We start from the raw sequence: 24,836 nt of genomic DNA on the forward strand, positions 1-24,836 counted from the left end.
TCTTATATTCTATCTATGGATAGCGTGACTACATGCTTTAGGTAGCTCTTGTAAAAAATCTAAAATAAAACGGAAGTTAATGCCCAATAAGTTCATAATGCTGTATGTGTAAAAATGATTAATATATCTTTTATTTATAATTCTGGTACAAATATACCTCAGGAATACACATCGCGCAATGGGGGAAAACACCCGAAATGCATAGTGGGATATCCCCTAAATATAATCAAATCACTGATTATCAATAATTTAAACTTAAAAGACTAATCATAAATATTCTAATTAATTGCTTAATTTTTGCGAAATTTTAAAATAAAACTCAATATTATACATTGACATCCACCAATTTTATTAAAATAAAAGTACTTCTATCAATTCCAACATACTTTATGTTAATTCTAAAATCCAATAAAAATTGTGTAAACAATTAATAATATGTACTTTACAGATCCCAATTTCCTCTACTTATGAAAAGCAGCATTACGCTAACTAGTATTCTTTCTGTATTACTACTATTCTCGATAAAGTCTATCAGGGAAAAAAACAACATCTCCTCCTATACAACTATAAATTCGCTTAATGCTATAAACATGCCAATCGAAGTACTTGGAGAAGAAGGTAAAATAGTAGAAAGATCTCTAATTTTAGACAATGAAACTCTTAATAGCACTGCTAAAATTTGGTTAATGATAAATAACCTTAGTTACCAAAATAAAGGATCTATAAAAATTAACAATAATAGCTGGTTATCATTAAATCACAATACCGCTGCGGTTAACCCAAAAGAATTAGCTTATGGAGGCATGGTTCATGGAGGGTTTAATACTATACGACTTACAATACCAGCGACCGGTTTACAGGAGGGAGACAATATCATACGATTTAGATTTGACACCTCCGATGGAATTTCCATAGGATATCGTGTAATAAAAATTAATCTTCTAGATATTAATAACAATACACTTTTACCAAATAACTCTTTTGAACAAGATGATCCTAATAACTGGACTACTCCTGACAACAGTTCTATAGAGAACGGTGAAAATTTATGGTTTAATAAAAATCTATGGAATCATTATCCGCTCAATAATGATACTGGGTTCTGGTACGGAAAAACAATCCCTAATCGAAGAACAATACGAGCGAAATGCACAGATTGTCATACCCGAGATGGTAGGGATCTAGAAATGTTTAGCTATTCTAACCTTTCGATTATTGAGCGATCAAAATTTCACGGTCTTACGGAACAGGAAGGAAAAGATATTGCAGCTTATATTAGAAGTTTATCTTCTCAGTCAAATATAGCAAGGCATGGTAGACCATGGAATCCTCCGTATCAACCAGGTCCAGTTCTAAAAAACAGATCTATTGAACAATGGGCTGCTGGAGCGGGTTTAGAATGGGTTCTTGAAAACGACGCCGATATGGCTCCATATATTTTTGCCAACGGAACCAGTAAACAAGCTATTAGAGCTGTTTTTGATGCTGATAAAATGGAAGATCGAACTATATTACCGCTTGCTATACAATTCCCAGATTGGAAACATTGGCTACCAATTATACACCCAAAGGATGCCTATACTAAGAATGAATGGTGGACTAATTTAGCTATTGAAAAAAATCCAGTAACAAATTACGAAACAATTAGATCACAATTTGTTACTTCCTATAATCCTAATACGATTGAAAGTTTTAATGTTCCTCAAAAACTGCGACAATTAGGAAAAGGAATTGATGGCAACTCTGGATTTAGACATTTTTTTGAAATAGGATCTCCTGACAACAAACATTGGAGATCAAAAAATGGAGATGCTAATGCGCATCTTAGTGATGGTATTGATCTAGAAATGGCAAAAACCAGTCTTGCTAAACTAATGGCAGTTAAAAATTTTGAAATAATCAATGAATTTAACCTACAAGACAAAGCTCCACTTGTTGTACCAAATCCGGAAGAAGATGATCCAGCAATACGCCAATGGCCAGTAAAATGGTATTCGGTATTCGAAATACCTGCTCATTTTACTTCGGATAATAGTAGACATTATGTAGGGCAAGAGCATAAGACAGCTCATTATGAAACATCGACTTGGTATAACCTACAATTTGTACTTAATGGAGGAAATGGATTTGTAGGAGGAACTACTCCAACAGATTTCAACTATCACACCCCATTTATGGGATTTGCTGAATACTATTCTGGAATTAATGAACCATTACGTCGTTTCTCTGCTATTAACCATATGTATCAGATCCGTACGTGGTCTAATTCAATAATTCCTAGTAACGAAGGGTTTAGAATTTCTAATCAAGGTATCTGGGAAATGTTGGGCTCCAGTAATAGTAATCAAGAATTTCATAACCCATCATATGATATCGTAAAACAATTAGACAATATAGAATCTGGTTTATCCGACAAAGTATTAGAAGCTATGCTACTTCAGTTTCTTGATGAAGCTGAAAAATATGATCTAAATACTTGGGCAAGAACCGAAGATGGCGGAGATTATCAGTTAGATTCTGCTTCTAAAACAACCACAGATTTAATATCGGTTCCTCATTTTGGCAACCCTAATCAAGGTAGACTATTGTACCACTATGCCGATAAGTTTTATGATATCATTCCTAGAATTAAAAATAACTTCGGCATACACTGTAGCATTCTAAATAGAATAACAAATTGGTGTAAAGAAGCGTGGCCTTTAATAGATTTTGAGAAATATTTGATCGACAACTGTAGCGAAGAAGTACTGGATTGTAATAATGTATCAATTAATGAAGGTAACATCTATAAAATTAAAACTACACATGATAAATGTATCAATGCAATAGAAAATAATGGTTACAATATCACGCAACAAACTTGTTCTGATAATACTACCGAAAAATGGATTCTAGAAAATGCAGAAACTGGATATTACTATATAAAAAATATAGATAGTGGTAAGTATATGAGTACTACTTCGAATAACAATGGAGATCATATTGAAGAAGTTACTTTCTCTGGTAATGATAGTCAGCAGTGGGAAATAAAAGAAATAGAAAATTGTAAATTCAATATTATTGCGAAAACATCTAACAAATGTCTTGATCTAAAAAGTGGGAATAGTGCAGATGGTACACGTTTTCAGTTATGGGATTGTGTAAGTACTAATAGTGAAAATCGTGAGTATAGTTTTGAATTTATCGAAACAGAAGTATTAGGAGTAGAAGATCTCTCTGAATCAAACATGATTTTGTATCCAAATCCTACACGTGCACTTTTAAATATCAAAATACCAAACAAGTATCTTGAAAAATCTACACAAATTAAAGTATATGATTTTATGGGTAGATTACTAAGAGAAGTAACTTCGACTAAAGATTTGATCCAAATAAATATAGAAAATATACCATCTGGGAATTATTTTGTTCGAGTAATAGATGGTAAAAAGTCTTATAATTCGTTCATTATTAAAAATTAATTTATACGTCCTTTATACACTATATCTATGAGGAAACTATTATTTACAATTAGTATGTTAGTGTTTTTAATGAACTGTAATAATAACAACCAATTCAAGCAAAAAACCAGAACTTTAGAAAAATCAAGCGATAGTGCACGTTCTATTAGTGATCGACAACTACAAAATCAAAAATTTGAATCCTATAATTTTAATACAGAAGAACAATGGGATAGTCTAAATAAAAGGATCAAAACACAAGTAATTCATAAAAAAGGAAAAGTTCATCCGAGTACAAAAACATTTGGTTGGCATATATACTCTAACGGTACTTCCTATAAAAATTATAATTTCTCTATGTTATGGGGACTCTCCTATTTTTCCTATACGTTAGAATCAGAAACTGGAAATTATAAAAGTATCTATCAATGGAAAACAACATCTCTTATTGATAGTGCTAAAGCAAAAGGTTGTAAAGTATTCTTATCAGTTTCTAATTTTGGAAGTAAAAATAATAGTGCATTTTTAAAAAATCAAAAAGCTAAAAAAACACTAATCGATAGTTTATCTAATTTGTTGGCATTAAGAGCTGCAGACGGTATAAACATTGATTTTGAAGGAGTATCAAAAGAAGATAGAACAAACTATACTAATTTTATTATCGAAATTTCTAAAAACTTAAAAAAAGATAACCCTAACTATATGATATCACTCTGTCTTTACGCAATTGACTGGAATGATGTTTTTGACATACAAGCTATTGATCCATATATTGATTTCTATACATTGATGGGATATGATTATTATGGTAGTTTTAGTAAAACTACTGGACCTGTAACTCCTTTTAAAACAAGTCAACTATTTGGAAATGGTCTACAAACATCCGTTGATTATTATAACAAGAAGGGTGTACTTCTTAATAAACTAATTGTAGGGCTACCCTATTATGGAGCCGAATGGTATACTAATGATCCTGAAATTGGTGCCATAGTTACCAGATTTAAATCACACCCGCGCTATCATAATATTAAGGATATATATATTGATTCATTAAAAATACCAATTGAGTTTGATGTAAAGAGTTCTTCAAGTTACCTTATAATTAAGGATAATAATAAAAAATATCGGCAATTATTTTTCGAAGATTCTAAATCGTTATCAATCAAATATGATTGGATAAAAAGCAATAAAATAGGAGGCGTCGGAATTTGGGCACTAGGATATGATGATGGTTATACTGAATTATGGGATTTATTAAACGAGAAATTTTCAGAATAACAATAAAATATGAAAGCCCAGACACTTTGTATCTGGGCTTTTTAGCTTTGGGTTACTATTTTTAAGCAGTTTCTACTTCTAAAACATTGACTATATCAACCTTTTCTAATGCTTGCTCTAAATCCCATATCAAATCTTTAGCACTTTCTACTCCAATAGACAATCTCACTAATTGATCCGTAATGTTCATTTGTTGTTGCTGTTCTTCATTTACACCAGCATGTGTCATCGTTTTAGGATGTTCTGATAAACTTTCTGTTCCTCCCAAACTTACTGCTAGTTTCATTAATTTAAGATTATTAAGAAACATAAATGCTTCTTTCTCACCTCCGATAATATCAAAAGAAACCATTGCTCCAGGTGCAGAACATTGTTTCGTATAAATACTATGCGCCTCTGTTCCTTCTTTTAACAATCCTAAATAATACACTTTTTCTACTTTAGGATGTTTATCTAAATAATCAGCAACAATCTGAGCATTCTGAGTTTGCTGATCCATACGCACCTTTAATGTTTCTAAACTTCTTAACAATAACCAAGCTGTATGAGGACTTACCATATTACCCAAAAAAGTACGTAAAGTTTTAACACGAACCATCAACTCTGCATTTCCTAAAACCGCTCCAGCAATTAGATCACTATGACCTCCTATATATTTGGTAGCAGAATACAACACCAGATCCGCACCACATTGTAATGGATGTTGCCATAGAGGTCCCATATATGTATTATCAACAGCTACAAGTGCTTTTCGATCCTCTGTACTATATTTAGCAGCAATCTGACTAAATTTTTCTATATCTACAATGTCATTCGTTGGGTTTGCCGGGGTTTCTAAATAAATCATAGAAAGTTTATCTGCCTTACCCGAAGCTTCTATCATGTGCTCCACTTCTTCTATACTCTGATTTGGCATCACTCCTATAGTATCAACTCCTATTTTATCTAAGAAATGATGAATAAAGTGATCCGTTCCTCCATAAACTGGATTACTATATACCAATAAATCACCTGGTTTTAAAAATTCTAATAATACCGTACTAATCGCAGACATTCCACTCTCAAATACTGCGCAATCATCTGCTTTATCCCAAAGACATAACCTATTTTCTAATATTTCAAGATTAGGGTTATTAATTCTACTGTAGATCAATCCCAATTCTTCCTTTTCTGATTTCTCTCTTAGACCATAGGCTAATTCAAAAAATGCTTTCCCCTCTTCTGCTGTCTTAAAAACAAAAGTTGAAGTTTGAAATATTGGACATTTAATAGCTCCTTCAGATAACTCAGGTTTATAACCATATGTCATCATTAAACTCTCTGGATTAAAATTGTGATCTTTCATTTCTTTGGTTTACTATATTTATTAATTATTCTAATGAATTTCTATAGAAGAAATAATTAGCATTTATAACAATATAAAATTAGTCATAAAAGAAATAAAAACTATTTTATAGATTAATTTTAGAATTAAAACATATAAAATCTTTTAAAAAAGAATTTTATTCTATTTTTGATTACTTATTTTAATTGAAAAAGAAAAATATTATGGATAAAACAGATCGATCTATCCTAAATTTATTACAAAAGGATGGAAAAATAACTATCAAAGAGATTGCAGAAAGATTGAACCTTACTACTACTCCTATTTTTGAAAGAGTAAAAAAATTGGAACGCGAAGGATATATCAAATCGTATAAAGCAATTCTTGATAGAAAAAAAGCTGGCTTACAACTTATGGTGTTCTGCAACGTAACTTTAAACCTTCACCAAACAGATTATCTTAAAAAATTTGAAAAAGACATTCAGCAATTTCCGGAAGTTGTAGAATGTTACCATGTAGCTGGAATGTTTGATTATCTAATTAAGATATATGCGGAAGATATGGAAAGCTATCAGCATTTTCTTTCTAACAAATTAGCTTCACTAGAAAATATTTCTAAAGTACAAAGCTCATTTGTGATGACTGAAGTAAAAGATTTTTCTTTTTTACCAATTCCTTAGAAAACACATCTAAATCGCCTCTACAGTATGATCCATTATAACTTTAGTTTTCCTAGTTCGGATATAATTTATAAACAACAAAAGTAGGATAACCAAAAATATCCCAGAACCTATAGTAAAAATAACTACACCTATACTTTCAAACATTATTCCTCCTAAAACAAGTCCAAATATACTTGCTAAACTTCCCATACTATTTCCATATCCTTGAATCGCTCCTTGCATAGTTGGATTCCCTGTTCTTGATAAAAGTGATAAAAAACTTGGCCACATTAGTCCATTTCCAAGTGACAGTATCGTATTTGCTAAATAAAGCAGAATTAAGTTATTAAATGAAAGAAAGAAAAAACTTAGAGATAAAAGTAGTGTTCCTATAGTAATTAATATAATATTAGAAACTTTACCTGACAAGAAAGACAATAATGGACCTTGTACTAAAATCATTATAAAACTAGAATACGCCAGAAACATTCCTAAATCAATTGCTGTCCATTCTAATGTAGTAGAAGCATATATAGGCAAGCCAGCATAAAATAAACTAAAGGCTAAAAATGTCAAAAAATAAATAGTAAATAATAACGGAATTCCTTTTTGCTTCAAAACTCCCTTCAGCGTATTATTATTACTATCTTCTGGAGCATTTTTAATAAAACAATCTTTATGCTCAACCTGAAAGAACTTTCTAAAAGATTTAAAGTTTAAACTGCCAGTATCTACCATACACGGATTGCTTTCTGGCAATCTGATAAAAATAACTAGAATTGCTATTAACGAAATAATAGCGGCTAAACTAATTGGCAATATTTCTCCTAAAACTGTAGAAGCTAAAATGCCTGCTACAGCTGGTCCTAAGACAAAACCTAAGCTTGTAGAAGCACCCATCATTCCGAAATTCTTATCTCTATCTTTATCTGTCGAAACATCTGATAAATAAGCATTAGCAACGGATACATTACCTCCAGTAAAACCATCAAAGATTCTTGCTAAGAAAAGTAAAACCAATGGCAATGTCATAATATAATTACCAATGAACCCTGAATCAGAAGACCATAATGGTATTTTTGGTAACATTAAAGCAATTAAAAACAATAACCAAGCTATAAATGTACCTGCTTGGCTAATTACTAGGACTTTTTTTCTTCCTATTCTATCAGAAAGTCTCCCTAAAATTGGAGCACCAATAAATTGAAAAAAAGGATACATTGCACCTAAAATTCCATAAATAAATCCATTACCCCCAAGATCAGTAACAATAAATATAAGAATTGGAATGACAATACTATAACCTAATATTCCTATAAAATTAACTAAGAGTATTGGAAAAATCTTTTTAGAAAAGAAACTTATAAATCTCATTTTCTAAAATTAAGATTGTTATTACTAAAGACCTGTTAAACTATTACTAATAATCTAGCTTCAATTCAATATTTTCACAAGTAGCTCTTTCAGGATATCTCCAGGAGGAAGACCTGCTGCTCCTACTCCTTTGCTCTTAACATCAGCCTCTCTTAATAGTGCAATAATTTGACTTACTTTTTTCATAGGATAATTACGACTAGCATCGGAATAATCACTTACAAAATATGGATTGATTCTTAGTGCACTGGCAACACTACGTTGAGATTTATCGGGTAATCCGTGATATTGTAAAACCTGAGAAAAAAAACTATAAAGCAATGATATGGTAACCACCAATGGATTGTCTTTAGGATTCTGCGCAAAGTAATTGATAATCCTAAATGCTTTCATAACATCTCTGGTACCTATCGCTTTTCTTAGTTCAAAATTGTTAAACTCCTTGCTTATTCCAATATTCTCTTCAATTTTATCTGCTGTAATAGGTTGCCCCTTTGGAATAATCAATTTTAGTTTTTCTAACTCGTTATTAATTTTGTTTAGATCTGTACCCAAAAACTCTACTAACATTTGAGAAGCTTTTGGTTCAATAGTATATTTTGATCCAGCTAAAACTCTTCTTATCCAATCAGATACCTGATTCTCATATAGCTTTTTACTTTCATATATAATACCATTCTTAGCAACTATTTTATATAGTTTTTTCCGTTTATCTATCTTTTTATATTTATAACAAACTACTAAAACGGTGGTTGGCTGAGGGTTTTCTGCATAATCAGCTAATTTTTCAATGGTTCTAGAAAGATCTTGTGCTTCTTTTACAATTACCACTTGACGTTCTGCCATCATTGGATAGCGCTTAGCATTAGAAACAATATCCTCTACGCTAACATCGCGACCATATAATACCATTTGATTAAACCCTTTCTCCTCTTCTGCTAGTACATTTTTATCAATATATTCTGAAATTTTATCAATATAGTATGGTTCTTCGCCCATTAAAAAATAAATAGGTTTAATATTTCCATTCTTAATATCGCTTACTATCTGTTTTACTTCATCCATTCAGAAAAAATCATCAAATTTGTGCTATGCAAAACCTTAACTTTCCAGCATATCAGTTCAGGTTCAAAAGTAGCGAAAATAAAGTTTCTATTTTTGACAGAATACGCAAAAAATTTATCATTCTTACTCCAGAAGAATGGGTAAGACAGCATACAATTCATTATTTAATTGAAGAAAAGAAATATCCAGAAAGTCTTATTAATGTAGAAAAACTGATCAAAGTTAATGATCTTAACAAGCGTTATGATATTATTGTTTTTAACCCTGATGGCAGCATCTATTTGATTATTGAATGTAAATCACATTCTGTAAAAATTACGCAAGAGGTATTTGATCAAATAGCTAGATACAACTTAGTATTGAACTCAGAATATCTTATGATCACTAATGGGCTGGACCATTATTATTGTCAAATGAATTATCAAGAAAAACGTTACTCTTTTTTAAAAGATATTCCTGATTATAAATAGCTATTTATTAATATTTGCTTTTTATTTGTACAAGTGAATATAGCTATTGTCATATTAAATTGGAATGGGCGTTCGTTATTAGAGCAATTCTTACCATCTGTTGTAAACCATTCAGAAGGAGCATCAGTGTATGTTGCAGATAACGCATCTACTGATGATTCTATAGAATATCTTAAAACATCATTTCCCGAAGTACAAATTATCCAAAATGATAGTAATGGAGGATACTCTAAAGGATACAATGATGCGTTAAGCAAGGTTGATGCTGATATTTATTGCCTGCTAAATAGTGATGTAGAGGTTACTAAAAATTGGCTTACCCCAATTATCGAAGCTTTTAAAAATTCTGAAAAAATTGGCGCAATACAGCCTAAAATTTTGGATTATAAAAAAATGAGCTATTTCGAATATGCTGGTGCAGCTGGAGGATTTATTGATAAATTCGGATACCCATATTGTAGAGGAAGAATTTTTGATACACTTGAAGAAGACAAAGGTCAATATGATGATACTTTAGATATATTTTGGGCAAGTGGTGCCTGTTTATTTATTAGAAAATCTGTTTTTGAGGAAGTTGGCAAACTGGATGAAGATTTCTTTGCGCATCAAGAAGAAATTGATCTGTGTTGGCGAATACAAAATACCGGCTATCTAATTAAATATATAGGAAGATCAAAAGTGTACCACCTTGGTGGTGCTACGCTAAATGCTATGAACCCAAAAAAAACATTTCTTAACTTCAGAAATAGTTTACTTATGATAGTAAAAAACACTTCTGGAGTTTTTAGTTGGTATATTATTTTAGTTAGATTACTGCTAGATGGAATTGCAGGTGTTAAATTTGTATTAGAAGGAAAACCCTCACATTGTTTAGCAATTCTTAAAGCACATTTCAGCTTTTACAAAAATTTGCCAACTTTTGTTAAAAAACGTAAAAAATCAAAGGATAAAAGGAAATATTATTCCGTTTCTTCCGTTGTATGGCAGTATTATATTTTAAACAAAAAACTATTTAACCATTTGTAGGGTTATATTCATTAAATTATTGTTAATGGTACGATAATGCGTCACAATTTTAATAATTTTGAGTTATATAACCAGAATAAGACTAAAAACAGATTTTCTAATGAAAAAAGTAATGATTATCGGAGCTTCAATGGCTGTATTATTATCTTCTTGTGTATCACAGAAGAAATTTACGGATCTAGAAGCCAAGCAAAAAGAAACCCAAGATCTTTTAAATACCGCAACAGTTAAATTAAATAATTGTTTAGAAGAGAAAGCAAGTGAAAGTTCTGAATTAAAAGTTTTAAGAGATCAAGTAAGTAATCTTAAAAATCAAAATTCAGCCCTTTTAAATAATGTTGGTAATTTAGCTACATTATCTACTAAAGAGGCTGAGAACCTAGAGAGATCTTTAGAAAGTATTAAAGAAAAAGATCTACAGATAAAAACAATGAACGATGCACTAAATAAAAAAGATTCTGTGACATTAGCATTGGTTACTAGTTTAAAAGGTGCTTTAGGAAACCTTGCGGATGAAGATATCGAAGTAAATGTAGAGAAAGGTGTAGTTTATGTATCTATTTCTGATAAATTACTATTTAAGAGTGGTAGCTACAATGTTTCTACTAGAGCAAAAGAGGTATTAGGTAAAGTTGCTAAAGTAGTTAATGATAAACCTGATATCGAATTCTTAGTAGAAGGACATACGGACAATGTGCCAATTAAGAACAAAGTTTTACTTGATAACTGGGATCTAAGTGTAAAAAGAGCTACTTCTGTAGTAAGAGTTTTACAAAAAGATTTTGGAGTAGATCCAAAACGTATGACTGCAGCAGGAAGAAGTTATTATGTACCAATAGCTGATAATAATAGTGCAGCTAACAAGGCTAAAAACAGACGTACTAGAATTGTTGTACTTCCTAAATTAGATCAATTCTATAATATGATCGAAGATGGAATGAAAAAAGCAACCGAAGGCGGTAATTAAAAAAATAAAAAGTATTTTTGAAAAGGGTTAATGTTACTATTAACCCTTTTTTTATTCTTTATTTTAAGAATGGTATGAAAATTGAATTTTAGTGAATAAAAAAGCCCTTAAAGCTTATTAGTTATTAATATTTATAAAAAATAATGAGAAAATTATTTATTGTCGCACTTCTTCTTTGTTTTACAACCATAAAAGCTCAGAAGAACTCGAACACTTCTATCGGTGAAAACGAAAAACTTGTATATACCGCTTCCTATAACATGTCTGGTTTATTAACTAATTTGGCACAAGTAACTATGCAAACTACTCGTGTTAATACAGGAAAAAGCAATTATCTTAGGTTAAAATGTAGCGCTTCTACTTATTCTAAATGGGACTCTTTTTTTAAAATTAGAGATGTATACGAAGCATATGTAAATCCATCTAATCTTACTCCATATTTATATAAAAGAGATATCAATGAAGGAGGATATATCAAGAAGGAAAAATATGTTTATAGTCATAAAAAAAAGACTGTAAAAGCCACTATGCAAAAGAAAAAAGAACCTAATACAAAGGTTTTAAAAATGACTGGGAATACCTATGATGTAGTCTCTACCCTATATCATATTCGTAATATGGACATAGAAAAAGCACCGGTTGGTACCAATCAAAAAATAACAATTTTATTTGATAGAAAACCTCAAACTGCATATCTAAAACTATTGGGTAAAGAAACTATTAGCACTAAAACAATGGGAAATAAAGAATGTTATAAAATAGCAGTCAATAATAACTCCCTTAAAGGAACTAATAAAAACATTGTTTACCTTACTGCTGATAATAATAAAGTTCCTGTATTAATTAAATTTAGTATTCCAGCTGGAACCGGGCAACTAAGCTTAACTCAGGCTTCTGGATTAAAAAATTAAATCATATGAGAATTGTACTAATATCTATAGCTGCCATAGCTGCTCTTTTAGGAATCATAATGGCAATACTGCCATTTGGAACTATAGGAGTATTGCCTGGTATTGTTGCTTTATTAGCTGGTTTTGGAGCATTCTACATCTCTAAGAAGAAACAAAAACCACAAAAACTATCACTCCTATTTTTAACTATTGGAGTTTTAGTAATTGTAGCCAGTGGATCTAAATCATTGTGGGTAAAAGATGAAATTGCTGTTGATGAAGAATTTGAGCAAAAAGAAGAACAAAGTAAAGAAGAAGCTATAGAAGAACTTAAAGAAATAGAAAATGAACTTGAAGAGATCGAAGGAGATCTAGAAGAAATTGAATCTGAATAATCTATACCTAAAGGTCTTCTATAACTAAAACTTATGTTATTTAGCCAAGTCAATAACCATTGCGGTATACTTGGCTAAATTTATTTGTTTCAAAGTATCAAACTTTTTTCCTGATAAAATATCTTTTCCTTGACTATATCCTTCTAGTGATTCTTGAAAACGAGCTAACTTAAAACTTGTATAATCTTTATCACTATTATTAATAATAATCATTGTGTTTTCTGTATTCGTATATCTAAAATATACATATACATTATCAATCGGTTGGTAATGCACTAGTTTTCCTTTATGAATAGATGATGCATTTTTTCTCCAATTAAGGATTGTTTTCACATATTCAAACAGATCATTTTCTTCTGTGGTTCGACCTTCTTTCGTAAAAGCATTTCTATCATCATCTTTCCATCCTCCAGGAAAATCTTGTCTTACTTTACCATCTGGTCTTCTATTTTTCATAAGAATCTCATCTCCATAATATATCTGAGGAATTCCTCTTGTAGTAAGTGTAAATACCATACTTAGCTTCAGTTTATTTACATCGTTATCTAATAGAGCTAATAAACGATCTACATCATGATTACCATTAAAAACTTTATTGTTTTCTGGGTTTCCATATACAAAATCTTCCGCTAGAGTTTTATATAATTCAGAAATATCTCCATTCTTTCCAAAAGCCCTTAACATTGAATAATATAGAGCATAATCACTAACACTATTAACATTAGAAACATATCCATCTCTATTAATTTTATCATTATTCCAATAAGATAAATAAGAGGCTCTTTCTGCCCAGGTTTCTGCTACCATATAAAAGTCAGGGTATTCTCGCGTAAGTGCTTCCATCCATTTAGACATCGCATTTTTATTAGGATATGGATATGTATCTAATCGAATACCATCTATTTTAGAGTATGCAACCCACCAGATAGAATTCTGAATCATATAAGTAGCTAGAAATTCATTTTCTAAGTTTAGATCTGGCATATTAATATCAAACCACCCTTTTGTCAGTAAATTAAAATCACTGTTAGAAACATAAGGATCAGAAGCTGCTATATTTGTAAAATTACTTTTGGTAAACGTATCCCATTGATTTACCCAATCTTTTGATGGTAAGTCTTCCATCCACCAATGTCCAGAACCACAATGGTTAAAAACTTGATCCATGATTACTTTCATACCTTTTTTATGAGCCATATCAACCAAGGCTTTATATTCTTCATTGGATCCAAGACGAGTATCTGTTTTGTAAAAATCAGAAATTGCATATCCGTGATAAGAATATGTTGATTGATTATTTTCTAAAAACGGATTTAACCATAGCGTAGTAACTCCCAGTTCTTCCAAATAATCAAAATTATCAAGTATTCCTTTTAAATCTCCTCCATGTCTACCATCTTCATTATTTCTCTTTACCTTTTCCTTGGTGTCTTTTGTAGAGTCATTCAAAGTATTTCCGTTTGCAAAACGATCTGGTGTAATTAAATAAATCACATCTGCGGATGTAATCTTCTGCCCTATTTCGCTATCTTTTACTTTCTGTTTTAGTTCATAATTATAATCAAAAAAATGATCTTCATTTTCAAATTTTATGGATATCATTCCTGGCTTAGTATTTTTAGAAATGTTAAGATCGATAAACAAATAATTTCTGTTTCTTACTTTATTGATTTTTTTTAATCGAACTCCAGGATATTGAATTGTAACGTTATAAGCACTAATATTCTTACCATGTAACAATAATTGTAAATTAGGGTTTTCCATCCCTATCCACCAAAATGGTGGTTCTACGTGAGTTAATAATTCCGATTTCTGTCCTTGCCCCAAAAAAGAAACTAAGGTGAAAAGAAATGAAAGTAAAAACACTTTTCTCAAATACGTACTCATAAATATCATTTTTTAATTAATAAATGGCTAACTACCAAGCTTTAGAAAAAAATGACAACTTCATTATACAGAAAACGTGATCTAAAGTATAAACAGAAGAAAGTTAAATAAACGATTGAAATTTAAATGTTTAGCGTATTTGAAGAATAATTGATGTCGTACGTAATAAATTAAAAGTAATTCGTCCTTAACTTTGTTATTTCATCAAAATTTTTGAGACTTTAGTTCTTCGTAAACAACTTAATGATAAACACATCTTTTAAAAATATTTTTTCTCACAGATTAACTAAGCATATTCTTTACTGGATAAGTCTCATTATATTTTTTGGAATTACATGGGGAACATATGATAATGATTATGTTCGTTCATTTACTATTCAGAGCTTTGGTTTACCAGCAAGAATGGTACTTGTCTACATATCTATGTATATTCTAATCCCCAAATTTCTATTAAAAAGAAAGTTTATTTTTTTTATAGTTTCTTACCTTATTTTGTTATTGATTACTAGTATCTGTATCCAAAGACCTATAATTTTCTTTTATGTAGAACCAATATACTTTCCTAGCTGGAACAGTGAAGGTTATTTTACAATAACAGAATTGATGAATACAATCTTAGATGTTAATATTGCAGCTATCATTCCATTAGGTTTTAGCTTTTTTAAATTCTATTATAATTCACAACAAAGAACCTTGACTCTAGAAAAAGAAAAAATTGAAACTGAACTTATACAATTACGTAATCAAGTACATCCTCATTTCTTATTTAACACGCTTAATACGTTATATGCATTAATCATAAAAAAATCTAACACAGCAGAAACTGCAGTATTAAAATTATCGCGACTTATGCGATATATGCTATACGAAGCTAATACCCCGAAAGTATCCTTAACAAAGGAAATAGAATATTTAAAAAACTATATAGACCTTGAAAAATTAAGGTTCGACGACTCTATAGATATTAGTTTTATCTCTGAATCTGACAAAGATTATAAAATATCGCCATTTTTATTGATCCCATTTGTAGAAAATGCTTTTAAACACGGAACTTCTTCTTCAAAAAGATCTTGGATTATCATTAATATATTTACTAGGAAAAAAGAACTAGTACTGCAGGTAGAAAATTCTAAATTTGGCGTTACCAATACGAAGCATGACTCAATTGGAGGTATCGGTTTTAATAATGTAAAAAAAAGATTGCAATTGTTATACCCTGATCAATACACTTTAAAAATAAAAGACAACGAATTGTCTTATGAAATTATCTTAAAATTAAATCTTGCAAAAAATCTCTAGATGAATACCAAAATAAAATGTCTTATCGTAGATGATGAACCATTAGCTAGAGAAATAATTGAAAATTATATTTCTAGAATTAATCATTTAGAACATATAGCTTCTTGCGCTAATGCATTAGAAGCCTTTAATATTATAACTGACAAAAATATTGACTTAATTTTTTTAGATATCCAAATGCCCGAAGTAACCGGAATCGATTTCTTAAAAGATCTAACGCCTTCTACTCAAGTTATTTTTACAACAGCATATAGTGATTATGCGGTAGATGCTTTTAATTTAGAAGCTATCGATTACTTATTAAAACCCATAGAATTTTCACGATTCCTAAAATCCATTAATAAGGTATTAAAACATTTGGACACTACTAATAACATTGATTCAACAATTAGTAACACAGAAGAAAGTGACTATCAAGATGTTTTTATTTATCTAAAAGTGGAAAAGAAAATGCAAAAAATATTTTTAAAAGATATTTTTTATATAGAAAGTCTAAAAAACTATATCAAAGTTAAAACCTCTGAGAGAGAAATAATAGCGTACAAAGGTATTAGCAATATAGAAAGTACACTTCCTAGTAAAAAATTTCTACGAGTACATCGATCTTTTATCATTGCAATTGATAATATCGACGCCTTTTCTCCTACGGAAATTGAAATTAAAGGCTTAAAAATTCCAGTTGGTAGAAACTACAGAGAATCGGTAAAAGAAATACTTGGATACTTTTAAAATCACAAGTATTAAACTTAAATATTATCCATTTAAAAACTCATCCGTTTCTAGAGAAAACTCTTCTATTTCAAAAGAGAAATCATTTACTGTGTCAGAAAAAGAAACTATAAAAATTGCCGCTACTACTAAATAAACTTCTATTACTTTATTCATAATTCTAGGTTTTTATCGATTCATTTATCTTTTAAAGATATTTTATATAGCATAGAATAAAAACATCTAAATTGACCATTATCTATACTATTTTAACCAAAATATAAAATAAAAAAAGCAGCGTGGTTAGTGCTGCTTTTCAAGTGGTTGAGTTAATAATAAAACAATTAAATACTAACTTTCTTTATAAATGTTCTGTCCTTTAATGCGAAGTAAAACTGATATTCTCCTTTAGGCATTTTAGAAAAATCATATGTTCTTTTTAATACTTCTTCTTCATTTCCTTTTACTTCTTCCAATACTCTAAAATCGTTATCATAGATGGTAAGATTAACAGGAGACTTTTCTGTATTATTAAACATTACTTTAATAAATTTATTTTCTGCACGAACCAATGGTTTAAATACTGTTACTGCTGACGTATTAATCAATGAAACTCCTTTTTGGTTTTTTAATAAAGGGGTTACTTTTATTTCATATTCAGCTTCTGTTTCAACAAAATATACTCCATCTGGCACATTTCCTAGGTTAAAATACTTCTGGTAACTTGGTGTTGCTTCTAATGTAACATTGAATAGTACTTCACCGTAGTAATCCTTAAGGAATAATTTTTCTCCTTTTATAACTTCTGTCAATGATACATTAACCATCGACGAATTAGTGATCTCAACTGAAACTCTTCCTGCTGCGTTAGCAACGCTGCTTGTAATGATTACTAGTGCAATCAAACATAGGTTAATAACTCTCTTCATAACTTAAGGTTTTTGTTGTTGTTAATATTTTACACTGCAAATATATGGTAGAGAACATATGTATAAATACATCTATTTTTGCATATATATGTTCAATATTAACCTATAAAACTACCTAAAACCTTCTTAAAGCTAATTTAACATATGATTTCGCATTATTAACATTTAATTAATACTTTAAATATCTTATATTTACAGAAATATCATAAAGAGAAAATTTCCTCAAAATGAAAAAAAGCATTAAACCTTCTTTAGAAAAAATTGTTCCTGAGTTCGGTAGCTCATTTTTTTATGAAAACTTCTCTCAAGAAAAAATGAATAAAGCCCCTATTTGGCATTACCATCCTGAAATTGAAATTGTATATGTTAATGGAGGTACCGGAAAACGTCAAATAGGTAGTCATATGTCATACTACAGAAATGGAGCTTTAATGCTCATTGGTTCTAATCTACCTCATTGCGGTTTTACGGACAGTTTAACCTTAAATAAGAGTGAAACTATTATACAGATGTTACCAGATTTCTTAGGAAACTCTTTTTTTAATATCCCCGAAATGGCTGGAGTAAATCAATTACTAGAACAAGCAAAAAAGGGTATTGTATTTCATGGAGATACTAAACGCAGAATTGGTGCTCGTATTGAAGCCTTAGGCATGTTAGACCCATTTGATAGGTTATTAGGTATACTAAAGGTATTTAAAGAAATGCAGCAAACTAAGGACTACTCTATTCTTAATGCAGAAGGGTTTGTAATTGAAACATCATTACAAGATAATAATCGGATTAATCTGATTTTCAATTTTGTACAAGAAGAATTTACTAGACCAATTCCATTAGAGGAAATTGCCGATAAAGTAAGTATGAGTGTGCCAGGATTTTGTAGATATTTTAAAAAAAATACAGGTAAAACTTTTATTCAATTTGTAAATGAATATAGATTAGTTCACGCTGCAAAGTTATTACATGAAAAACAAACTAGTATTACAGATATCTGTTATGAAAGTGGATTTAGTAATTTTTCCCATTTCAATAAGCTTTTCAAACAATTCTCAGGAAAAACACCAAGTACTTATAGAAATGAATTAAAATATGTAGTCTCTTAAATAATATCAATTGCTCCTTTTCCCTCTCGAACAAGAACAGGTTCTCCACTAGTAAGATCTATAACCGTAGATGCCATATTACCACCATATCCCCCATCTATAACAACATCTACTAGATTATCCCATTTTTCTAAAATCAATTCTGGATCGGTTGTATATTCTATAACTTCATCCTCATCATAAATAGATGTAGAAACTATAGGGTTTCCTAAATTTTCTACTATAGTTTTACAAATATTATTATCAGGGACTCTAATTCCTACCGTTCTTTTTTTCTTAAAAACAGTAGGTAAATTATTACTTCCCGGAAGAATAAATGTGTAGGGCCCAGGAAGTGTTCTTTTTAATAACTTAAATGTTCTATTATCTATTTGTTTTACATAATCCGACAAATTACTAAGATCACTACAGATAAATGAAAAGTTTGCTTTAGCAAGTTTAACTCCTTTAATTTGTGCTATACGTTCTAAAGCTCTATTATTAGTAATATCGCAACCTAATCCATAAACGGTATCGGTAGGATAAATTACCAGTCCTCCGTTTCTTAAGGAATCTACCACCTTTTCTACTTCACGAGGATGAGGATTCTCATTATATAATTTTATTAGTTCTGCCATACTATCAAAAAGTAGATAAAGATACGGTTTTAAAAGAAATCACTATCTCAAAACACTTGTATTATTAACTGATCTACTCATGCTATGGGCACGAAATCCTAAATTTTAAGTCCAATTTATATAATTAAAAATATTATATTATTCGTGTATTGTTATTTATTGATATCAAATAAATTACTTTCGCGTATAAAATTAGTATAATAGTGACTTTTAGAGATCTAAATTTAAGTACACAACTCCTCAATGCACTGGATGATTTGGAGTTTAAAACCCCTACTCCTATTCAGGAGCAAGCATTTTCTGTAGTAATGTCCGGAAAAGACGTTGTGGGAATTGCACAAACTGGAACTGGTAAGACATATGCATATATGTTACCTATTCTAAGAATGCTAAAATATTCGGTACAACAAAATCCGCGAGTTTTAGTATTAGTTCCAACAAGAGAATTGGTAGTTCAGGTAGTTGATGAAATTGAAAAACTTTCTACATATATTAATGTTAGAGTTACCGGAGTATATGGAGGAACAAATATTAATACTCAAAAACAAGCTGTATCTGAAGGATTAGATATTGTAGTAGCAACACCCGGACGTTTATATGATCTAGCAGTAAGTAGAGCATTACAGCTAAAATCTATTCAAAAAATAGTGATAGATGAAGTCGATGTAATGCTAGATCTCGGTTTTAGACATCAATTGATGAATATATTCGACATACTACCTCAACAACGTCAAAATATCATGTTTTCAGCAACTATGACTGAGGAAGTAGATAAAATGATTTCTGAAATATTCCGGAACCCCGAAAAAATATCGGTTGCCAAAAGTGGTACTCCTTTGGAAAACATTAAACAGTTTGGATATAAAGTCCCAAATTTCTATACCAAAGTAAATCTGTTAGAACATTTACTTACTGATAAAGAAACATATCATAAAACATTAATATTTGTCGGGTATAAAAAGATAGCTGATCGATTGTTCGAAGCATTGGAAAAAAAATACAAAGAAGAAATTTGTATCATACATTCTAACAAAACACAAAACTATCGACTAAGAAGTATTGAGCAATTTAGAAAGGGCGAAAATAGAATTCTTATTGCTACGGATGTAATGGCCCGAGGATTAGATATAGAGAATGTAAGTCAAGTAATTAACTTAGATACTCCTGAATATCCTGAAAATTACATGCATCGAATAGGTAGAACTGGTCGAGCAGAAAAAGAAGGTGTTTCCTTTGTTCTTACTACAGAAAAAGAAGAAGAATACCTAGATGCTATTGAAGGATTAATGGAAATGCAAATAGCACAACTATCGCTTCCAGATTCAGTAGAAATATCGGATCAATTGACACCTGAAGAGCAACCTAAGGTTAAAGAAATATACAATCCTCATAAGCGTCCTAATGATGATGAAGCTGGTGTTGCGTTTCATGAAAAGAAAGATAAAAACAAAAAGGTTAATTTAGGAGGAAAGTATAAAAGAGAAATCAAAAAGAAATACAAAAAACCAAAAACGAAAGGGGATAAAACTTTCAACCTGAAACATAAAAAAAAGAAGAAATAGTTTTATTGACAAGATAATTATATAATACGAATGATTGAGAACATAAAAAAACCTGCCTTTCTTAAAGGAAGTATCCAAGAATATATATACCTGTCTTATCTATACTTATTAATCGTAGGAACATTAAGTTATTCTATTTATTATGCTTTTTTAGGAATAAATATTATTAAATATTCTACACTATTAGATATTTTATTAAGTCCTATAGTAATATTAACTGATAATATTAAAATTCCGCTATTTATGGGTGGTTATATTTTGATTATAATCATAGTAATATGGTGGTCGCAAAAACGAATTAAAAAAAATCTAAAAAAGGAAGTAACTCAAGAAAGACAGTCAAAATTAAAGAAAAAGTATGCCTCTTTACAATATATCAAATTTTTAATTCCCATTATAGGTACTTTAGGGTTTTATATAGGATATGCACTTGGAGGAGGTTATAAAACGAATAATAAAATAAAAACTGGTGATTTTAAAGTCAATAAATTAATTGAATTTACCGATGGAAACATGCAAAAAGTAAAGTTGATCGAATTAAATAGCCTATATGTTTTTTATGTATCAGAAAACGAAAAAAAAGTATCCATTTCGCCTATTTCCGGAAACATCAAAACAATCCATAATTTAGAATAATCAGTGTAATGGCTTCGGTATTTGGACATGCATTAACAGCCTATGCTTTAGGAAAAAGTTTCAATAAAGAACTCGGAACATTTAAACTTTGGGGATTAGGTATGATTTGCGCCATACTTCCAGATGCCGATGTAGTTGGTTTTAAGTTCGGAATAGCCTATGGAGACTTTTGGGGACATCGAGGGTTTTCACATTCTTTTGCGTTTGCATTAGCATTAGGAATTTTAATAACTATGCTATTTTATAGTAAAAAAGTAAACTCCAAAACCGGAATATTTCTTATACTTTATTTTACCATTTGTACTGCTTCACATGGTGTTTTGGATGCGATGACATCTGGTGGTTTAGGTATAGCTTTCTTTTCTCCATTTGATAATACAAGATATTTTTTTCCATGGAGACCAATCCAAGTGTCACCAATTGGAGCTGGTAAATTCTTTAGTATCTGGGGCATTAAAGTATTGTTAAGTGAATTAGTATGGATCGGAATTCCGTCAGGTATTTATATATTAGCTATGCATTTTTTAAAAAGAAAAAAGTCCTCTTAAATACATGATTAAACATTATATAAAATCGATCACTTATATATTACTTGTGTTTTTTATGTCTTGTAAGCCTCAGGAAGAAGGTAACCTCATAAGGGTTTCGGATAACTTAAAGCTTGCTAAAATAAATGAACACAGCTATGTTCATATTTCTAAGATTTTTCTAGATAATGGCAAACAATATGATAGTAATGGTTTTATTTTCATAGATGATGATGAAGCTTATGTTTTTGACACTCCAGCTAATGATATTGCTACAGAGCAACTAATTAACTGGCTTCAAAAAGAAAAAAAAACGAAAATAACAGGAGTTATCTTTAATCACTTTCATAGAGATTGTAATGAAGGGATGGATGTTTTCAAGAAATACGATATCCCATCTATTGCATCAAAAAAGACAGCTAGTTTAATGCTAGAAAAGAAATATAATCAACCGGATGAAGTCTTCGAAAATGAATTGATTTTAAACGTTGGAAACAAAAAAATTGTGAATACTTTTTTCGGAGAAGCCCACAGCAAAGATAATATCGTTTCTTTTTTTCCGGAGGATAAAATTCTTTTTGGAGGATGTATGATAAAAAGTCTGAAAGCTTCAAAAGGAAATTTGGCAGATGCCAATGTTTCAGAATGGTCAAACACTGTTCGTAACGTAAAAAAAGCGTATCCTAATATTGAAGTTGTAATTCCTGGACATGGTTCTTATGGAGACCAAAGCCTTTTAGACTATACTATTTCCCTTTTTAATGCCGAAAACTAACTTATGAGAGAATTCCAAAGCAATAACACTTCCAAGGATAAAAAGAAACCAAAAGTTACAATTTTACAAGCATTTAAAACTATTATTTGGCCCAGACGTGGTTTAGTTTTTATAGGTTTAATATTAATTTTTTTTAATCGAGTTGCTGGTTTAATATTACCCTGGAAAAGTAAAACTTTATTAGATGACGTCGTTCCAAGTAAAGATATGGGACAATTGTATGAATTACTTATCATTGTTGGTTCTGCAATATTAATCCAAGCAACTACATCATTTTTACTAACTAGAGTTTTAAGTGTACAGGCTCAATATCTGATTTCTGAGCTTAGAGCTCAGGTTCAGAAAAAAGTACTCTCCCTACCAATCAGCTTCTTTGACAATACTAAATCCGGTGCTTTAGTATCTCGAATAATGAGTGATGTAGAAGGGGTTCGTAATTTGATCGGAACTGGTTTGGTTCAACTAGTTGGTGGCATATTTACAGCAATTGTATCTGTAGTCTTACTTGTTGACATCAATGGATGGATGACTCTTTTTGTTCTTATTCCTATAACTTTATTTGGTATTGTAGCTCTAAAAGCCTTTAAATATATCCGCCCTATTTTCAGGAAAAGAGGGGTTATTAATGCTGAAGTGAAAGGACGATTAACAGAAACACTTGCTGGAGTAAGAGTTATTAAAGGTTTTGGTGCAGAAGAACAAGAAAGCAAAGTTTTTGAAGAAGGTGTAGATCGTTTATTTCAAAATGTAAAAAAGAGTTTAACTGCTACTGCACTTATGACCAGTTCATCTACTTTTTTATTAGCAGGTATTGCTTCTACAGGAATCATGGGAATTGGTGGTTATTATATGATGGAAGGAACTATGACCGCTGGTCAATTTCTATCTTTCACTATGTATTTGGCTTTTATGATTGCTCCTATTGTTCAAATGAGTAATATAGGATCACAACTTACAGAAGCGTTAGCAGGTTTAGATAGAACGGAAGAGTTAATGAATATGGATCCTGAAGAAGATGAAAAAAATCGAACGATCAAACTCGAAAATATGAAAGGAGATATTATTTTCGATAATGTATCCTTTTCATATGAAGAAGGAAAAGAGGTACTACATAACATTAGTTTTAAAGCATCTTCTGGTTCTGTTACCGCTTTAGTAGGAAGCTCTGGTTCTGGTAAATCTACAATTGCAGGTTTATCTGCTACTTTCCTGAATCCAGAATCTGGTCTTATCACAATAGATAGTCACGATATTTCTAAAGTTAACCTTAGTAGCTATCGTCGTAATCTAGGAGTAGTATTACAAGACGAATTCTTATTTGAAGGTAGTATTAGAGATAATATTCTTTTTCCGAGACCTAATGCTACAGAAGAGGAATTACAGCAAGCGGTAAAAGCTGCTTATGTAAATGAGTTTACTGATCGATTTGATGACGGACTGGATACGTTGATAGGCGAACGAGGAGTTAAATTATCTGGTGGTCAAAGACAACGTATAGCCATAGCACGTGCTATTCTTGCAGATCCAAAAATCATTATTTTAGATGAGGCTACATCCAATTTAGATACTGAAAGTGAAGCATTGATTCAAAAAAGTTTAAACGAATTAATGAAGGGTCGAACGACATTTGTCATAGCTCATAGATTAAGTACTATCAAAAAAGCGGATCAAATTTTGGTTATTGAATCAGGAAGTATTGCAGAAAGAGGAACTCACGAAGAACTTATCCAAGCAGAAGGAAGATATTTTGATTTATACACCTATCAAGCTAGAATCTAAAGCATTACACATAAAACGCTAAATATCATTACCTGTATAGACTTACATTATTAGGAACAAACAGAACATTAGATATACTTGCCTCCTATGTATTAGAAAATGTTTAAATACACCTAATAATAA

Annotated in this window: 23 protein-coding genes; 16 read left to right on the forward strand and 7 right to left on the reverse strand. The window is 30.5% G+C overall.

Annotation, left to right across the window (positions count from 1 at the left end):
• Positions 1-467 precede the first annotated feature (467 nt).
• Together NMK29_RS10510 and NMK29_RS10515 are read left to right on the forward strand one after the other, a co-directional pair.
• Complete coding sequence (locus NMK29_RS10510) at positions 468-3,461, forward strand: RICIN domain-containing protein (protein WP_108805403.1); 2,994 nt, start codon at positions 468-470, stop codon at positions 3,459-3,461.
• A 27-nt stretch (positions 3,462-3,488) separates the two neighbouring features.
• The gene (locus NMK29_RS10515) at positions 3,489-4,718 is read left to right on the forward strand and encodes a glycosyl hydrolase family 18 protein (protein WP_108805402.1); all 1,230 of its coding nucleotides are present in this window, start codon (positions 3,489-3,491) and stop codon (positions 4,716-4,718) included.
• A gap of 61 nt (positions 4,719-4,779) precedes the next feature.
• Here the strand turns inward: NMK29_RS10515 and NMK29_RS10520 are convergent, their stop codons facing one another.
• Entirely contained in the window at positions 4,780-6,063 is a 1,284-nt protein-coding gene (locus NMK29_RS10520) for a cystathionine gamma-synthase family protein (protein WP_108805401.1), read from the reverse strand.
• A gap of 203 nt (positions 6,064-6,266) precedes the next feature.
• Between NMK29_RS10520 and NMK29_RS10525 the strand changes: the two genes are divergently transcribed.
• Complete coding sequence (locus NMK29_RS10525; protein WP_108805400.1) at positions 6,267-6,722, forward strand: Lrp/AsnC family transcriptional regulator; 456 nt, start codon at positions 6,267-6,269, stop codon at positions 6,720-6,722.
• A 9-nt stretch (positions 6,723-6,731) separates the two neighbouring features.
• Here NMK29_RS10525 and NMK29_RS10530 read toward each other — a convergent pair whose 3' ends face one another.
• Together NMK29_RS10530 and holA are read right to left on the reverse strand one after the other, a co-directional pair.
• Positions 6,732-8,078 carry an MFS transporter gene (locus NMK29_RS10530; RefSeq protein WP_108805399.1) on the reverse strand — a complete coding sequence of 449 codons (1,347 nt, stop codon included), beginning with the start codon at positions 8,076-8,078 and terminating at the stop codon, positions 6,732-6,734.
• 60 nt (positions 8,079-8,138) lie between these two features.
• Positions 8,139-9,143 carry a DNA polymerase III subunit delta gene (holA, locus tag NMK29_RS10535; RefSeq protein ID WP_108805398.1) on the reverse strand — a complete coding sequence of 335 codons (1,005 nt, stop codon included), beginning with the start codon at positions 9,141-9,143 and terminating at the stop codon, positions 8,139-8,141.
• A 26-nt stretch (positions 9,144-9,169) separates the two neighbouring features.
• On the opposite strand from holA, the gene NMK29_RS10540 reads away from it, so the two are divergent.
• The 5 genes from NMK29_RS10540 to NMK29_RS10560 all read left to right on the forward strand — a co-directional run bounded on the left by NMK29_RS10540 (position 9,170) and on the right by NMK29_RS10560 (position 12,891).
• The gene (locus tag NMK29_RS10540; protein WP_108805397.1) at positions 9,170-9,613 is read left to right on the forward strand and encodes a type I restriction enzyme HsdR N-terminal domain-containing protein; all 444 of its coding nucleotides are present in this window, start codon (positions 9,170-9,172) and stop codon (positions 9,611-9,613) included.
• A gap of 33 nt (positions 9,614-9,646) precedes the next feature.
• Positions 9,647-10,639 carry a glycosyltransferase family 2 protein gene (locus tag NMK29_RS10545; RefSeq protein WP_108805396.1) on the forward strand — a complete coding sequence of 331 codons (993 nt, stop codon included), beginning with the start codon at positions 9,647-9,649 and terminating at the stop codon, positions 10,637-10,639.
• Between the two features lie 100 nt (positions 10,640-10,739).
• A complete protein-coding gene (locus NMK29_RS10550; RefSeq protein WP_027393656.1) occupies positions 10,740-11,606 on the forward strand; it encodes an OmpA family protein in 867 nt (288 codons plus the stop codon).
• A 143-nt stretch (positions 11,607-11,749) separates the two neighbouring features.
• Positions 11,750-12,517, forward strand: coding sequence for a DUF3108 domain-containing protein (locus NMK29_RS10555; protein WP_108805395.1), 768 nt, complete (start codon positions 11,750-11,752; stop codon positions 12,515-12,517).
• A 5-nt stretch (positions 12,518-12,522) separates the two neighbouring features.
• Positions 12,523-12,891, forward strand: coding sequence for a hypothetical protein (locus tag NMK29_RS10560; protein ID WP_108805394.1), 369 nt, complete (start codon positions 12,523-12,525; stop codon positions 12,889-12,891).
• A gap of 36 nt (positions 12,892-12,927) precedes the next feature.
• Here NMK29_RS10560 and NMK29_RS10565 read toward each other — a convergent pair whose 3' ends face one another.
• Complete coding sequence (locus NMK29_RS10565) at positions 12,928-14,778, reverse strand: glycoside hydrolase family 13 protein (protein ID WP_159092357.1); 1,851 nt, start codon at positions 14,776-14,778, stop codon at positions 12,928-12,930.
• 603 nt (positions 14,779-15,381) lie between these two features.
• Between NMK29_RS10565 and NMK29_RS10570 the strand changes: the two genes are divergently transcribed.
• Both NMK29_RS10570 and NMK29_RS10575 read left to right on the forward strand, forming a co-directional pair.
• Entirely contained in the window at positions 15,382-16,077 is a 696-nt protein-coding gene (locus NMK29_RS10570; RefSeq protein ID WP_159092356.1) for a sensor histidine kinase, read from the forward strand.
• The gene (locus NMK29_RS10575; protein WP_108805391.1) at positions 16,078-16,806 is read left to right on the forward strand and encodes a LytTR family DNA-binding domain-containing protein; all 729 of its coding nucleotides are present in this window, start codon (positions 16,078-16,080) and stop codon (positions 16,804-16,806) included.
• Between the two features lie 24 nt (positions 16,807-16,830).
• On the opposite strand, the gene NMK29_RS23780 is transcribed toward NMK29_RS10575, so the two are convergent.
• Together NMK29_RS23780 and NMK29_RS10580 are read right to left on the reverse strand one after the other, a co-directional pair.
• On the reverse strand, positions 16,831-16,962 hold the full coding sequence (locus NMK29_RS23780) for a hypothetical protein (protein WP_255411844.1): 132 nt from the start codon (positions 16,960-16,962) through the stop codon (positions 16,831-16,833).
• Between the two features lie 167 nt (positions 16,963-17,129).
• Positions 17,130-17,714, reverse strand: a complete 585-nt coding sequence (locus NMK29_RS10580) for a hypothetical protein (protein ID WP_108805390.1) — start codon at positions 17,712-17,714, stop codon at positions 17,130-17,132.
• Between the two features lie 227 nt (positions 17,715-17,941).
• Here NMK29_RS10580 and NMK29_RS10585 point away from each other — a divergent pair, with 227 nt between their 5' ends.
• The gene (locus NMK29_RS10585) at positions 17,942-18,817 is read left to right on the forward strand and encodes an AraC family transcriptional regulator (RefSeq protein WP_108805389.1); all 876 of its coding nucleotides are present in this window, start codon (positions 17,942-17,944) and stop codon (positions 18,815-18,817) included.
• Here the strand turns inward: NMK29_RS10585 and NMK29_RS10590 are convergent.
• Entirely contained in the window at positions 18,814-19,434 is a 621-nt protein-coding gene (locus NMK29_RS10590; protein WP_108805388.1) for an L-threonylcarbamoyladenylate synthase, read from the reverse strand. The two genes, NMK29_RS10585 and NMK29_RS10590, sit on opposite strands and share 4 nt — an antisense overlap.
• A gap of 203 nt (positions 19,435-19,637) precedes the next feature.
• Here NMK29_RS10590 and NMK29_RS10595 point away from each other — a divergent pair, with 203 nt between their 5' ends.
• From NMK29_RS10595 to NMK29_RS10615, 5 genes are read left to right on the forward strand one after another with little or no spacing between them, the layout of a single operon-like run.
• Positions 19,638-20,996: a DEAD/DEAH box helicase gene (locus tag NMK29_RS10595; RefSeq protein WP_108805387.1), complete on the forward strand. Its 1,359-nt coding sequence runs from the start codon at positions 19,638-19,640 to the stop codon at positions 20,994-20,996.
• 30 nt (positions 20,997-21,026) lie between these two features.
• Positions 21,027-21,632 carry a hypothetical protein gene (locus tag NMK29_RS10600; RefSeq protein ID WP_108805386.1) on the forward strand — a complete coding sequence of 202 codons (606 nt, stop codon included), beginning with the start codon at positions 21,027-21,029 and terminating at the stop codon, positions 21,630-21,632.
• An 8-nt stretch (positions 21,633-21,640) separates the two neighbouring features.
• Complete coding sequence (locus tag NMK29_RS10605; protein WP_108805385.1) at positions 21,641-22,180, forward strand: metal-dependent hydrolase; 540 nt, start codon at positions 21,641-21,643, stop codon at positions 22,178-22,180.
• A gap of 55 nt (positions 22,181-22,235) precedes the next feature.
• Positions 22,236-22,934 carry a subclass B1 metallo-beta-lactamase gene (gene bla, locus NMK29_RS10610; RefSeq protein WP_159092355.1) on the forward strand — a complete coding sequence of 233 codons (699 nt, stop codon included), beginning with the start codon at positions 22,236-22,238 and terminating at the stop codon, positions 22,932-22,934.
• A 3-nt stretch (positions 22,935-22,937) separates the two neighbouring features.
• A complete protein-coding gene (locus NMK29_RS10615; protein ID WP_108805383.1) occupies positions 22,938-24,713 on the forward strand; it encodes an ABC transporter ATP-binding protein in 1,776 nt (591 codons plus the stop codon).
• Positions 24,714-24,836 lie beyond the last annotated feature (123 nt).

Origin of the sequence: Aquimarina sp. Aq107 (assembly GCF_943733665.1) — a bacterium.
Classification (GTDB): domain Bacteria; phylum Bacteroidota; class Bacteroidia; order Flavobacteriales; family Flavobacteriaceae; genus Aquimarina.